Here is a 14,913-nt window from a genome sequence, read left to right on the forward strand (position 1 = left end):
CTAAAATAATTATCGGGTTTTAAAAGTTTAAAACCTAACTCTAATCTAAATTGGTTAATCACGTGACTTATAATAAAACAACCCTCGCGACACTTTGCGCACTCAGTGCCAGTACCTCCGTTTTTGCTGATCAAAACATTAATCATGGTATTGCATATAATGGATTTACCGGTATTTTCCATACCCCTACTGCTGTTGTAATCGACAAAGGTAATATTGATATAGGTTACAGTAACCAGCTAGAAATTAGAGGAAAGTACACCGACGGTCATAACTTTACATTTTCAGCTGGACTTTTTGAAGGTTTAGAAGTCAGTGGTAGGATTACCTCATCGTCGATGCATGACATTTTATTTAGCTATGAAAATAAAGGCCAAATTCGTGATTTATCATTCAATGCTAAATACCAAATTCCATTTATTCCAAAAGATTGGTTTAGTGTTGCTGTTGGCGCTAAAGATGTTGGTGGGGCTGCGAATAACTATGAAGCGTTTTATGCTGTTGCTTCTAAACAGTGGTGGGATTTTCGCTTTAGTGCCGGTATTGGCGCATCTGACACGCTTACAGGGCAACTAGACGGCGCGTTTGCTGGTATTGAATATCAACCTTACACTTGGCTTTCAGTACTCGCTGAGCATGATGCAGAAGCATTTAATTTAGGCGCCCGTATTACAGTTCCAAAAGAGTGGCTTTATGATATTGCCACGGTTTCATTTAATAGCCGCTTTTACTCAAATACAGAACTTGCTAGTGATGATACTTATTGGGGTGTCAATATTAGCATGCCGCTCAGTGATGAAGCACAAGATAACTACCACAATCTAAAACCAGCACCTCAACCAGTTGCAGCGGCAAAGTTATCTAAGAGTTCAAATCAGCGTACGAGAGCAACTCTTGCTACATCTCCAAATCAAACGGAAGAGTCTGTTAGTCGAGTAGTATCTGCGGAACCAGTAAAAGTATTAACAGCGACCAAACAAAATCAACAAGTTTCCACTGCACAAAATAACAATCAACAAATTCACAGCTTAAAAAGCAGCTTAGTTAACGATGGTTTTGAAAATATCCGTGTTGGTATTAGCGAGAGCAAACAAATCATTGTTGAATTTGAAAACTCAGTATTTAATCGTAATGAAATTGATGCGTTGGGGCTTGTTTTAGGCCGCATAACTGAAAGCTTTGCTACTGGCAATAATGAATTTATTGTTCGCTTGGCAAAACAAGATATCCCACTGTTACAAGTCAATGGGTATTTAGATAATTACCGTCGCTTTATTGATGAAAATATCACTCCTGATTTAATGGTCAGCACTCAATTTAGTGATAAAGATGCTGTGGGTGTAAAATGGGCCGGAAATACCCAAAGCACGAGCCCTTATTTTGTACCTAGAGTTTCATTTTCACCATCGTTATCATCACGATATGCAACTGAATTAGGTGTTTATGATTACTCGTTAGCTCTACAAGCCGATTTACATGTACCATTATGGCAAGGTGCAGGTGTAAATATTACTGGGCAAGTTAATGTAGCTAATACAGATCACTTTGAAAAAGGTAGTGTATTTAGTAATTCACGCCAAGAAACGGGGATTAAACGTGCCGTTGTATATCAAACATTCGCTTTACCGTTTAACATATATAACCAGACTCAAGTCGGTTTATTCCAAGATTACTTTGATTATACAGGTATTACCAACGAAACTGCATGGCAAAGCCCCGCAGGCCGCCACAAGATACAAGCAAAGTTAGGCTACTTTGAGTATAAAGATTATGACACTGATAAACGCGACTACTCGGTTTATTCATACCGTTATTTATGGGCTGAAAAGGATGTCTCTTTCCATATCTCTGGTGGACAATTCTGGAATGAAGATACCGGCTATAAACTTGAAACTAAGTTCTGGTTTGGTGATGCAAATATAACCGTAATGTATAGCGACACTGACGTAGAGAAAGTGGGGATTGGTTTTAGTATTCCATTATCACCACGCAAAGATATGGATGCAGGTAATTGGCAAGTTACAGGGACTAAAAGCTGGACACATAGCGTAAATACTATAATTAATCAAAAAGTAAATTTGATAAACACCAGTAGTGCGACAATACTCAAATCGTCAATCGACCTCGATAATACTTTCTTAAACCAAGATCGTATGTCAAGCAGTTACGTATATGCTCATTTAGCACGATTAAAAGAAGCGTTTGAAATCTATAAATAATATTAGTTTAGACAGCTAATTGATAAATAAAAAAAGGCCTAGTTAAGGCCTTTTTTATTTTTACTCGATAGATTTATTTTGCTAATAAAATATCGTGTATTTTTACTAAATCTGTCTTACCAGCGATGATCTCATCAGGTGTTAAACCCGATAATTCATGCGGGAATACTAACCACTCTTCTGATTCATGAATGTAGTAGTCAGGCTTCATATCTACTTTAGAATTTTTTGGTTTGTAATACGGGCATGCAATGCGGATATCTTTAGGTAAGTTTAAACGCATCAATTCCGAAAGCTTTTCTTTCAGTGCAAAAATACTACGCCCTGAATCAAATACATCATCAACAATCAATAACGAGTCACCTGCGTTAGCATTTTCAATAATGTAGTGTAAGCCATGTACTTTAATTTCTTTCGACTGCTTATTAATACCGTAATATGATGAAGTTCGCACCGCGATATGATCTGTCTCTATGCCCTTATAATCATAATACTCTTGCACTGCAATCCCAATTGGGGCACCACCACGCCAAATACCAATAATAAAATCAGGACGAAAACCATCTTGGTATACTTGCGCCGCAACGCGAAATGAATCTTCAAGCAATTGTTGCGCTGTGATGTAGCACTTATCTGACATAATTAGAATTCCCAGTGTGAGTTGATCATTCAAGTATAGTTTATGAATAAGACTTAAATAAAAGCAGCGCTTTTAATGTAAGAAATATAACTTCAAACCTTAATCACTTGAAATGCAAAAGTGGGGCGAGATTTTAGCGCAAATAAACTAAAAAAGCTTGTTTCTGTTTGTAATTACATTTTTATAGCCAACAAAAAAGCGCCTTAAACGGCGCTTTTTTAAACATATTCAAGATTACGCTTTTTCTAGTAAAGTACGTGCAACTGTGCGCATCCCGACTGTTGTCGCGCCCGCAGCCCATTGACTCGTGCTACCCATATTAAACGCTGCCGCTAAATCCATATGCACCCAGCCTTTGCCGTCGTTTGGTACAAAGCGTGACAAGAAACCAGCAGCATTTGATGCACCACCATAACCACCGCCTTTTTGGGCACGGCTGTTAGCTGTATCAGCGTATGGTGAAGGACAGTTTTGTTGATGCCACTTTTCAAGTGGTAGTGGCCACGCGCCTTCCATTTCTTGTCCAGCAAAGCCTTCAACTTCACGTACAAACTCTTTATCAAGTCCAAATAAGGCATTGTACTCTTGACCAACAGCAACTAGCGCAGCGCCTGTTAGTGTCGCCGCATCAATAATTAAAGGAGCACCTGTTTCAGCTGCAGCCATTAAGCCATCAGCAAGTACTAAGCGTCCTTCAGCGTCAGTGTTAACAATCTCAACTGTCGTGCCGTTTTTATAGATAAGGATATCACCCAGCTTATATGCATGGCCTGAAATAAGGTTCTCAGCACAGCATAAAAACAGTTTAATACGTTTATTAATACCGCGACTAATAGCCAATGCCAAACCTGCGGTAACCGTTGCAGCACCGCCCATGTCGCACTTCATACCTAACATACCTTCGCTGGCTTTAATTGAATAACCGCCAGAGTCAAAAGTAATCCCCTTACCAACAAGCGCTGCATCCACAGGCGCATTTTCATCGCCAGTTGGATTGTAATCAAGTGCAAGTAATACAGGCGGGCGCTCACTACCGCGACCAACAGCATGGATACCAATCCACTGCTGCTCAAGTAGCGCATCACCTTTGATGATTTGATAGCTCACGTGTTCAGGAGCTAGTGATTGAATAAATTCAGCAGCTTTACCAGCTAAACTTTCAGGGAAAATGTCATCCGCCGTGCCATTGATCATTTCACGCGCCCAAGTAGCAGAACGAAGTAATGAAGCAAGCTCTTGGCTATCTGTTTTAGCATTTTCAGCAAATTCAACACCGTGTAATGACTTAGGCGATACAAACCCTTGATAAAAAGCCCACTGTGTTTCTGTACACCAGCAATCACCAGCTAGCACGACATTTTTAACGCCTTGATTGGCAATACTGCGCGCGGCTTTTTGTACATTTACTAATGTTTCTTGTTCAGATAAATGAACCGTTGCACCGTGCTCATTAAAAGATAACGTGGCGGTTTCGCCCCAATGCGATGCAGCACCCTGCTCGCTTAATTGAACAACAAATTTTTCAGACATGTTAGAATACTCTTTGCGCTAAAATTGTGACAATGAGTTTACTATAGCCACAACAACTTCCCAACTGCTTGAGACCAAATAACTAAAATAATGAAATATACAACACCACTCCAACACGCTACTTTGATCAAACGCTACAAACGTTTTTTAGCCGATTTACGCCTTAGCGATGGCTCAGAGTTTACCGCCCATTGTGCCAACACAGGTAAAATGACTGGTTGCGCGGAGCCTGATTTTGCAGCCTTTTATTCCACCAGTAACAATCAAAAAAGAAAATATCCTCATTCATTAGAATTGACGCAAAACCAGTTTGGCCATCTGATCTGTGTCAATACGGCAATCGCGAATAAAATCGTTGCAGAAGCACTGCACGCAGCGCTAATCAGCGAGCTTAACGGCTACACTAAAATACAGCCAGAGGTTAAATATGGTGATGAAAATAGCCGTATCGATTTTTTACTGACAGCTCCCCAACGCCCAGACTGCTATGTTGAAGTAAAATCTGTCACTTTACTCAGTCAAAATGATCCACAAAGTGGCCAAGGCTACTTCCCTGATGCCGAAACTCTTCGCGGTCAAAAACATATTCGTGAATTAATTGAAATGGTTGCACAAGGCCACCGTGCAGTGCTGCTGTTTGCTGTATTACATCAAGGGATTAAGCAAGTTAGTGCGGCGCGCCACATTGACGAAAAGTACGCCCAACTAGTTGATTTAGCAATAACTAAAGGTGTCGAAGTAGTTGCTTATAAAGCCGATATTTCGAGCGCTGAAATTACACTAACAGAAAAGCTTACTTTTAATTAAAAGCGACTTGTTTTTAAGGTTTTCGCCCATATAACAAGGCAAGTTTTTAAGCACTTATTTAAAAGTAATCGGTGTAAAAACCACTTATCGTACCTTTTTTAATTTTATTGATGCGGTTTAAGTAAGACTAATTAATGAAAAATAAATTTGCCTAGGCCATAGGATTCTGTTATTTATAGCCGCCGGCTCATGCTGGGCATTATATTAAGGATTTAGGAGAAAGTTATGCCAGACCAAAAAAAATTAGGGTTATTGGCTCAGGCCGGATTAGAACCATACCAGGAAAAGCCGGGCGAAGAGTATATGAATGATGCACAACGCACTCATTTCAAAACTATTTTGGAAGCATGGCGCAACGATTTACGCAATGAAGTTGACCGTACTAAATCGCATATGCAAGACGAAGCAGCTAACTTCCCTGATCCAGTTGACCGCGCAGCACAAGAAGAAGAGTTCTCTTTAGAACTTCGTACTCGTGACCGTGAACGTAAACTGATCAAAAAAATTGAAAAAACGATCCAATTAATCAAAGAAGATGATTTTGGTTTTTGTGATTCGTGCGGGATTGAAATTGGTATCCGCCGTTTAGAAGCACGTCCTACAGCTGACTTGTGTGTAGACTGTAAAACGCTTGCGGAAATCAAAGAAAAACAATCTGGACGTGGTTAATTACTAGTAATTAATCAATGTCTACCACAGCCGTTACTGCGCCTATGCGCAACTATCGCGGTCGCTTTGCGCCGTCACCTTCTGGACCACTTCATTTTGGTTCTCTTGTGGCGGCTGTGGGCAGCTACCTTGACGCGAAAAGCAACCAAGGCACTTGGTTAGTCCGTATTGAAGATATCGACACAACACGTGTTGTAGACGGCGCCGCTAAAGATATTCTCAATACCTTAGAAGCCTATGGTTTGTACTGGGATGAAGACGTAGTCTATCAAACTCAACGCCATGACTTGTATGCGCATACCATTAATAATCTAAATAACCAGCACCTAATTTATGCTTGCCACTGCTCGCGCAAAGAAATTAAAGCGCTTGGCGGTATTTATCAAGGCCATTGTCGTCATTTAAAGCATAGTCAGAACAGCAGCGCACTACGGTTAATTCAGCAACATGCTACATGCCAATACCATGATCTCATTCAAGGTGAGATAAATGTAGCTCATGATCTCGCCCACGAAGATTACTTAATAAAGCGCAGTGATGGGCTATTTGCTTATCAACTAGTGGTGGTCGCAGACGATATTGCCCAAGGTATCACTCATGTCGTACGCGGCGCAGACTTGCTTGAACCAACCGCACGCCAATTGAGTTTATTTAAACAATTAGCTGCCACGGCCCCCCATTACGCACATTTACCATTAGCAGTCGCTAAACCTGGGTTTAAATTATCAAAACAAAACTATGCCCCAGCTATTAGCAAAAGTAACCCCAAACCGGCTTTGCTGAGTGCATTCGAATTTTTAGGATTGGCGCCCAAAGATGAATTACTTGAACTAAATATCGAGCAAATGCTAGCTTGGGCAGTAGACAATTACAACTTGCAAAACGTCCCTAAAATGACACAAATTCAAATTTCGCAAAACCCGCACAGCCATACAATCGCCTTTACGCATTTAAACAAATAAAAATTCACTAAAAAAGGCTAATTTTAAGGCCTTCAACTTAATTTTTAAGCTGTGCTGGTATATGATAGCCCACCTTAAATGTGCAATTCATTTAATTAATACCAATTGCGTTAAGGTTGTACACGATTCAGCAGTCAAGTAGCCCAATAACAGGATAATAATTTCCAGCATCGTGATGCTAGAAAATTTTAACCCTAGCAATGACTGTTTAACTGACTAGAATAAACAAGACTCTAATACCATAGGTATTACCAAGTAAACGCAACACATGTGCAGTTAATAGTAAAGTGAGGCTATACTTGGTTTGATTTTTGATGGCGTCCATCAAATAACCGAATTCTGTAGGAGACAGATTATTATTTCCAAGCTTTTTCAATTTTGTCGGCAAATTATTGGCCCAACCGCCTCTGTAACAGCCGAACATACCCAAGTCTCTGCGCAGCCTTTAATAGTTGGACGCAATGAGCATGGTATTTCTCGCAAACAATTTAGCCCAAATGCAATCAAGGTATTATATCGCCTGAAAGACGGAGGCTTTGATGCCTACCTTGTTGGTGGTTGCATTCGTGATATTTTGTTAGGTCAACAACCAAAAGATTTTGATGTGGTCACCAATGCCACTCCTGATCAGGTTAAAAAGCTATTTCGTAATTGCCGCTTAATTGGCCGTCGTTTTCGTTTAGCACACATTGTTTTTGGTCGTGAAATAATAGAAGTGGCCACCATGCGTGGTCATCACGAAGCGCCTGAAGATAAAAACCAAATTAGCCAATCGAGTGATCAAGGACAACTGCTGCGCGATAACGTTTTTGGTAGTATTGAAGAAGATGCTGAACGCCGCGATTTTTCAATCAATGCGTTATATTATTCAATTAATGATTTTTCAATCCATGATTATGCTAATGGCTTAGCAGCTATTAACGCTCGACAAATCGAGATGATTGGTGATCCAGCAACCCGTTACCGCGAAGATCCTGTGCGTATGCTACGCGCAGTTCGCTTTGCAACCAAACTCGATATGTCGATTGCACCGGCAACCGAGCAACCTTTAAATGAATTAGCAAGCCTGTTAGATAATATACCTGCAGCGCGGTTATTTGAAGAAACACTGAAACTGTTTTTAAATGGCAAGGCCGAAGCAAACTTTTTAATGCTACGTAAATATGGCCTTTTTAAATCATTATTTCCAGCTCTTGATAGTATTTTAGATAGTAATCCTGATGGCTTAGAGTTCGCTTTAATTCAACAGATGTTCCGTAATACAGATGAACGTATTAATGCGGAGAAAAAAGTAACTCCAGCATTTATTTTTGCTGCATTGTTATGGTTCCCATTATTGCAGATCACTAAAGCACTGCAAGAACAAGAGCAACTATCTGAATACGATGCCTTCGCTCAAGGTATGAACAAAGTACTCAGTGATAATGCCCAACATATTGCCGTACCAAAACGCTTTACCCTTGGCGCTCGTGATATCTGGCATATTCAACACCGCTTAGATAAACGCTCAGGACAACGTGCATATCGCCTTACACAGCAACCACGTTTTAAAGCTGCGTATGACTTTTTACTCTTGCGCGTACAGGCCGGTGAAAAACAGCATCAGCAATTAGTTAACTGGTGGACTGAGTATTTAAAACAAGACATCAATGGTCAAAAAGAGCTAGTTAAAGCGTTAGGTACGCAAGGCGCAACAAAAGGCCGTCGTCGTACTCGCCGACGCAGCCCAAAACCAGCGGCTGAATGATCATGGAAACCGTCTACCTTGGTTTAGGGGCTAATTTAAACGCTCCACGTACTCAACTAGATCATGCTGTTGCAGCACTGCGTGCATTGGCTGATTGCGAGTTTATTGGTGTATCGCATTATTACGCGAGTAAACCGATGGGCCCGCAAGATCAACCTGACTACGTTAACGCTGTTGCGGCGCTAAAAACCACGCTATTACCTGAGCAGTTGCTTGATTTAACACAACAGATAGAACTTGAACACGGCCGAGTACGAAAAGCACAGCGCTGGGGGCCACGCACCTTAGATATTGATATTTTATTATTTGGTGATCAAGTCATTAATAGCGAGCGTTTAATTGTGCCACATTATGGTCTAACTGAACGCGAGTTTGTGGTTTACCCGCTACTTGAAATAGCCCCAAATATTACGCTGCCAAATGGTACATTACTTCACAGTATTAGCACTAATTTGGCACTAAACGAATTACAACAATTACCTCTGTAATTAATTTCAGGCTGTTGCCTACGAGGATACTATGTCTAAAATAACCGTTTCTACGCTTAATAAAATGAAAGCAGACCAACAAAAAATCACGGCATTAACGGCCTACGATGCCAGCTTTGCAAAGTTATTTCATGATAACGGCGTAGACGTTATTTTAGTCGGTGATTCGTTAGGCATGGTGTTACAAGGTGGCGACGATACCCTGGCTGTCACCAATCAAGATATTGCCTATCATACTCGCAGCGTACGCGCCGGGAGCCGTGATTTATTCGTCATTGCAGATATGCCATTTATGACCTACTCAAACCCAGCCGAGAGCTGTAAAAATGCAGCAGAATTAATGCGAGCTGGCGCTAACATGGTCAAACTTGAGGGGGGCGAATGGCTGTATGACTCAGTTGTTGCGCTGACTCAACAAGGTATACCGGTATGTGGACATTTAGGCTTAACACCGCAATCAGTACATGTGTTTGGTGGTTTTAAAATCCAAGGCCGTAGTGAACAACAAGCACAAAAAATGATTAGCGATGCTCAGGCGCTTGCCGCGGCAGGCGCACAAATGCTGGTTCTTGAATGTATTCCATCTGAACTTGCCAAATTAATTACTGACGCGGTTAATATTCCTACCATTGGTATTGGTGCAGGTAATCAAACTGATGGCCAAATTCTAGTCATGCATGACTTAGTTGGCATTTCAGCAGGTTATATCCCTAAATTTTCTAAAAACTTTTTACTCGAAACAGGCAATATGCCGGATGCGGTTAAAAAATATTGTAGCGACGTTAAAAGTGGTGCTTTTCCAAGCACGGAACATGAGTTTAAATAATGCAGTCGATCACTGAAATAAAATCATTACGTAGTCAAATTAAAGCATGGCGCCAAGCCGGGCTTAGTGTAGCACTAGTGCCAACTATGGGTAATCTACATCAAGGGCATTTTTCACTCGTTGAGAAAGCCAAAAACATGGCTGATAAAGTCGTGGTTAGTATTTTTGTAAACCCAATGCAATTTGGTGTCAACGAAGATCTTGATAACTACCCGCGCACCCTCATTGCGGATAAACAAGGACTGGCAGAGCTTGGTACTGATATTGTATTTACCCCAAGTGTGGAAGCCATTTACCCTAACGGTTTAGATGCGCAAAGCTTTGTCGATGTACCAAATATATCAATGGGTTATTGCGGCGGATCACGTCCAGGTCATTTTCGCGGTGTAGCAACGGTGGTTACTAAATTATTTAACTTAGTACAGCCTGACTATGCGTGCTTTGGTGAAAAAGACTATCAACAGTTGCAAGTGATTAAAACCATGGCTCATGACCTGTCAATTCCAGTAGAAATTATTGGCGTTGCAACCAGCCGTGAAGTGTCAGGGTTGGCTATGAGCTCTCGCAATGGCTACTTATCAGAAGCTCAAAAAGAAACAGCGACAGTGCTATTTAAAACCCTTAATTGGAGCGCAGAACAGTTAAACTCGGGGCAGCGTGATTTTGACGACATATGCCGACAAGCAAAGCAGCAACTAGAGCAAGCAGGGCTCAAAATTGACTACTTTGAAATAGCTCAGCGCGATACCTTAAAAAAAGCTACACTCAATGATAGTCAACTTGTGATTTTGGCGGCAGCCTTCTTAGGGCCAGTAAGGCTAATAGACAATCTGCTCGTTGATATTACATAACAATAATTGGGATAAGCATGAATTCATTATTAAAATTATCAAGCATTTCGCTGTGTATAGGCATATTAGCTGGGTGTCAAAACCAAATAGAAAACCCAGAAATGCAGCAATGCGCACAACAGAATTATCAATGTGAAGTGAACTGCGAACAGCAAAGTACCGGCGAAGGCATGGTATATAAAGTATGTAATACCAAATGTATTGAAGCCTATAACCAATGCAAAGAAAATGCTCAAGCTTTAGGTAATGTGCAATAACTGATATTAACTTGCCAATTATCATGATTGGCAAGTTTCCTCCCCCCTGCGCCTACTTTAGGCAAACTTTCTACATCCAACCATCGTGATTTTTCTGCCATTCACCTTAGAGCAAGGTTTAGTTTAGTAATATCTACTTATATTAGTAAGAAGTAGTCATACATTGCGTGTAATTATTTCCAGCTTACACAAAGAAAGTACACCCTCTACGATACTAATAAATATAAAGTCATTGAAATATATAAGTTTATTTTAGGTTCGTTTTTTGCAAACTTGAATTCAACTAACTAAAGCATTTTAAAATTAACCAGATAACGGCTAAAGGAAAAAACCTCATGGAAACGATAACGCGGGCAGCTCTGTATCCATCATTTAAAAAGAGGGCATTATTAAGTGCATTATTAGCCTTGTGTGCATGTAATGTCAGTGCGGCAGAACAACCAATAACAAAATCTGATGCGGATACTGCTGATGCTGTACCAACTACACAGCCAACTTTGCTTACAATCCCTTCTGAAAAATTATTTTCGGTGGTAACAGCTAGAGCCAAACAACTGGCTGCCAAAGACTACGTAGCAGCTCCCGTAATTGCTGTTGATGCGTTAAATAATATTAATTATCAGGACTATCGAGCGATTCGTTTTCGTCAAGATCATGCGATCTGGAAAGATGAAAGTTTATATGAGGTACAGTTATTCCATCCAGGTTTTCTCTATAAAAACCCTATCGCGATTAACACAGTTGATGCTGATGCGAAGGTAAAAAATCTACCATTTAAAACTGATTACTACCGCTATGATGGCACCGCAGCACCACTTGAGCAGGAAATTACCACAGCTTTAGGCACCACTCAGTTGGGACATGCCGGTTTTAGATTACACTTTCCTCTAAACAATAACGACTACAAAGATGAAGTTGCTGTATTTCAAGGCGCTTCATATTTTCGCATAGTGGGCCCTGATCAAGTGTATGGTATTTCAGCACGCGGCCTGGCGATTGATACAGCACTCAGCTCTGGTGAAGAGTTTCCAGTATTTAAAGAGTTTTGGTTAGTTAAGCCAAAACCTGAAGACACACATATTGTGTTATATGCATTACTTGATAGTCCTTCTGTTACTGGCGCATATCGTTTTGAGATCAGTCCATCAACAGCAACTGAAGTAACAACTAAAATGCAAATATTCGCCCGCAAAGATATCAAAAAACTAGGTATAGCACCGCTTACAAGCATGTTTTACCACGGCGAAAATAGCACTAAATTCTTTGATGATTACCGACCAGAAGTACATGACTCTGATGGTTTACTAATGCAATCACAAGACAATAAATGGGTGTGGCGTCCGCTAAATAACCCTAAACAGCTTAGTGTAACGTCATTTGGTTATGATAATCCAAAAGGTTTTGGACTAGCACAGCGCGACCGTGAGTTTAATAACTATCTCGATACTGAGGCACATTATCATGCCCGCCCAAGCTTGTGGATTGAACCACAAGGACAATGGGGAAATGGTCGAGTTGAGTTAGTAGAAATACCGACTGATACCGAGACCAATGACAATATCGTTAGCTATTGGGTACCAGAGCAACCACTTAAAGCAGGTGAAACACTTAGTTTTAGTTATAAATTGTCAACATTTAACGCGGCGCTTGCAAGCCAAGATAAAGCCCGAGTTTTACGCACTCGCATTGGCAGTGCTGCATTACCCGGTGAAGAAAATCCACCACCAAAAAGTCATCGCCAATTTACGGTTGACTTCACTGGTGACAATATTAACAACTTGTCAGCTAAACTAAAATTGCTTGCTAATTTGACCCTAAATTCAGGTGAAATAAGCGATAAAACAGTTCAACAATTACCAAATAATGAAGGATGGCGTGTTGCTTTTAAAGTCGCGCCAGAGGGCGGTAAGCCTGTAGACATGCGCTTATCATTAACACTACGTGACAAAGAAGTTAGCGAGGTATGGAGTTATGTCTGGTATCCAAATGACGTCGAGTAACAGTACAATGCCTTTTAAAAAGACTCGTGTATGGCTTTTTTCACTGTTAGTGTTAGCCATCTCAGCTTATGGTATGTGGATCATGTTTGATATTTTAAATTCAAATGGCATGACCCCGCTAGAGTATGCATTACTTGCGCTGTTTTCAATTACCTTTACTTGGATTGTGACCGCATTTTGCAGTGGCTGTATGGGATTTATTTTACAATTATTTAGAATTGACCCGCTGACACTGACGCGCCAAAAAGCAATCGAAATTGATCAGCAAGCATTGAGTAAAACCAGAACTGCTGTCGTTATGCCTATCTACAATGAAGATACACAGCGAGTTATCGCAGGTTTTGAAGTGAGCTTACGTTCACTGATAAAAACAGGCCAATTTGCGCATTTTGATTTCTACTTATTAAGTGATACACAAGATAAAGAAATAGCTAACAATGAGCTAAAAGCGTGGCATGCCTTGACCGAACGCCTAGGTGATTTTGCCAAACAAACTTTTTACCGCCGCCGTGAAGATAACAAACACCGTAAAGTAGGTAACTTAACTGACTTTTGCGAGCGTTGGGGCAGTAAATACGAGCACATGATTGTACTTGATGCAGATAGTATCATGACGGGTCAGTGTATGCTTGAGCTCACCAGCAGCATGATCAACAATCCACAAGCTGGGCTTATTCAAACGATTCCGATCCCTGTTAGGCAAGATACCTTCTTTGGTCGCTTTCTACAGTTTGCGTCAGTACTTTATAGTCCAATGCTAGCAACCGGTTCAGCTTTTTGGCAGACTAATCACGCTAATTACTGGGGACACAATGCCGTCATTCGGGTTAAAGCGTTTATTGATTGCTGCGGTTTACCGGTGCTCAAAGGTAATGCCCCTTTCGGCGGCGAAATTTTAAGCCATGACTTTGTCGAAGCATCGTTGCTGCATCGTTCTGGCTGGGATGTATTATTACTCAGTGATATACAAGGTAGCTACGAAGAAGTACCGAGTAATATTTTAGATTACGCTATTCGCGACAGGCGTTGGGTGCAAGGCAACATTCAACATTTAGGTTTGTTACCTGCGTCGGGTTTAAAAATAATCAGCAAGCTGCACTTTTTATTAGGTGCAACGGCATATATTTCATCATTAATTTGGTTATCAATGTTAGTGCTAAGTACCATAGATGCGGTCACCCGCGCACTAAACAGTAATGTCTATTTTAATCAGGCGTATCAATTATTTCCGACTTGGCAAATAGCAAAAACAGAATTAATTAACTCGTTGCTTTTTGTCACAATTGTGTTGTTATTATTACCGAAATTAATGGGGATTATTGTCACACTGATCCATCGTAATAAACAATTTGGCGGCTCATTTAAATTAATTTTAGGCTCAATCATTGAAACCGTGTTTGCCATTATTATCGCCCCGCTGATGATGGTTTTTCATAGCTACTTTGTGGTGTGTGTATTTTTAGGTAAAAAAGTAACGTGGGACGCCCAGCCTCGATCAGGCCGCATGGTTCCGTGGCAAGAAGCGATAGGTTACACATTACTATCAACCTTAATCGCCTTAGCTTGGGGCGGTATTGCTTATTACTTTACGCCTGTATTCTTTTGGTGGTTATCGCCGATCTTAGTTGGATTGATCTTAGCAGCCCCAATTGTACGATATTCAAGTAGCATAGGCTTAGGGGTTAAATTACGTAAAATGGGCATATTTATTTGCCCGAGTGAAGTTGATAATAACGACACCCTTGCAGCCTTACGTGTACATGAGCAAGAAATAGCATTACCGAATGATGATGTTGCTAACTTTACAATCCCTACATTGGGGCAAGAGCAACCTAGCGTAATGCCAATTCAGAGCTTTAAGCGCCAAGGTTTAAGTAAACGTAAACGCGTTTTAAATGCCCATCAACAGCTCAAAAA

The 14,913-nt window shown here is 40.7% G+C and carries 13 protein-coding genes; 11 read left to right on the top strand and 2 right to left on the bottom strand.

Annotation, left to right across the window (positions count from 1 at the left end):
* Window positions 1-62: 62 nt before the first annotated feature.
* Complete coding sequence (locus H5158_RS08405) at window positions 63-2,219, top strand: YjbH domain-containing protein (protein ID WP_182739829.1); 2,157 nt, start codon at window positions 63-65, stop codon at window positions 2,217-2,219.
* A 73-nt stretch (window positions 2,220-2,292) separates the two neighbouring features.
* Here the strand turns inward: H5158_RS08405 and H5158_RS08410 are convergent, their stop codons facing one another.
* Window positions 2,293-2,859 carry a phosphoribosyltransferase gene (locus H5158_RS08410; protein WP_145235390.1) on the bottom strand — a complete coding sequence of 189 codons (567 nt, stop codon included), beginning with the start codon at window positions 2,857-2,859 and terminating at the stop codon, window positions 2,293-2,295.
* Between the two features lie 234 nt (window positions 2,860-3,093).
* On the bottom strand, window positions 3,094-4,389 hold the full coding sequence (pepB, locus tag H5158_RS08415) for an aminopeptidase PepB (protein WP_182739830.1): 1,296 nt from the start codon (window positions 4,387-4,389) through the stop codon (window positions 3,094-3,096).
* Window positions 4,390-4,479: 90 nt separating this feature from the next.
* Here pepB and sfsA point away from each other — a divergent pair, with 90 nt between their 5' ends.
* The 10 genes from sfsA to mdoH all read left to right on the top strand — a co-directional run.
* A complete protein-coding gene (gene sfsA / locus H5158_RS08420; RefSeq protein ID WP_149982112.1) occupies window positions 4,480-5,196 on the top strand; it encodes a DNA/RNA nuclease SfsA in 717 nt (238 codons plus the stop codon).
* 225 nt (window positions 5,197-5,421) lie between these two features.
* Window positions 5,422-5,865 carry an RNA polymerase-binding protein DksA gene (gene dksA, locus H5158_RS08425; protein WP_145235383.1) on the top strand — a complete coding sequence of 148 codons (444 nt, stop codon included), beginning with the start codon at window positions 5,422-5,424 and terminating at the stop codon, window positions 5,863-5,865.
* Window positions 5,866-5,882: 17 nt separating this feature from the next.
* A complete protein-coding gene (gene gluQRS / locus H5158_RS08430; RefSeq protein ID WP_182717172.1) occupies window positions 5,883-6,827 on the top strand; it encodes a tRNA glutamyl-Q(34) synthetase GluQRS in 945 nt (314 codons plus the stop codon).
* Window positions 6,828-7,131: 304 nt separating this feature from the next.
* Entirely contained in the window at window positions 7,132-8,574 is a 1,443-nt protein-coding gene (gene pcnB, locus H5158_RS08435; protein WP_220491261.1) for a polynucleotide adenylyltransferase PcnB, read from the top strand.
* A 2-nt stretch (window positions 8,575-8,576) separates the two neighbouring features.
* Window positions 8,577-9,062 carry a 2-amino-4-hydroxy-6-hydroxymethyldihydropteridine diphosphokinase gene (gene folK, locus H5158_RS08440; RefSeq protein WP_149982114.1) on the top strand — a complete coding sequence of 162 codons (486 nt, stop codon included), beginning with the start codon at window positions 8,577-8,579 and terminating at the stop codon, window positions 9,060-9,062.
* A 31-nt stretch (window positions 9,063-9,093) separates the two neighbouring features.
* Window positions 9,094-9,888, top strand: a complete 795-nt coding sequence (panB, locus tag H5158_RS08445) for a 3-methyl-2-oxobutanoate hydroxymethyltransferase (protein WP_145235375.1) — start codon at window positions 9,094-9,096, stop codon at window positions 9,886-9,888.
* The gene (panC, locus tag H5158_RS08450; protein ID WP_182739831.1) at window positions 9,888-10,739 is read left to right on the top strand and encodes a pantoate--beta-alanine ligase; all 852 of its coding nucleotides are present in this window, start codon (window positions 9,888-9,890) and stop codon (window positions 10,737-10,739) included. The genes panB and panC overlap by 1 nt, the downstream gene beginning before the upstream one ends.
* A gap of 17 nt (window positions 10,740-10,756) precedes the next feature.
* Window positions 10,757-10,996 (top strand): hypothetical protein, encoded by a 240-nt coding sequence (locus H5158_RS08455; RefSeq protein WP_149982117.1) that lies wholly within the window; start codon window positions 10,757-10,759, stop codon window positions 10,994-10,996.
* Between the two features lie 335 nt (window positions 10,997-11,331).
* Window positions 11,332-12,996 (top strand): glucan biosynthesis protein, encoded by a 1,665-nt coding sequence (locus H5158_RS08460; RefSeq protein ID WP_259398732.1) that lies wholly within the window; start codon window positions 11,332-11,334, stop codon window positions 12,994-12,996.
* The coding region (mdoH, locus tag H5158_RS08465; protein ID WP_182739832.1) for a glucans biosynthesis glucosyltransferase MdoH at window positions 12,968-14,913 on the top strand (1,946 nt) is incomplete at its 3' end. The genes H5158_RS08460 and mdoH, both read left to right, overlap by 29 nt.

It is taken from the genome of Pseudoalteromonas sp. SR45-6 (genome assembly GCF_014163545.1).
Lineage (GTDB): Bacteria > Pseudomonadota > Gammaproteobacteria > Enterobacterales > Alteromonadaceae > Pseudoalteromonas > Pseudoalteromonas rhizosphaerae.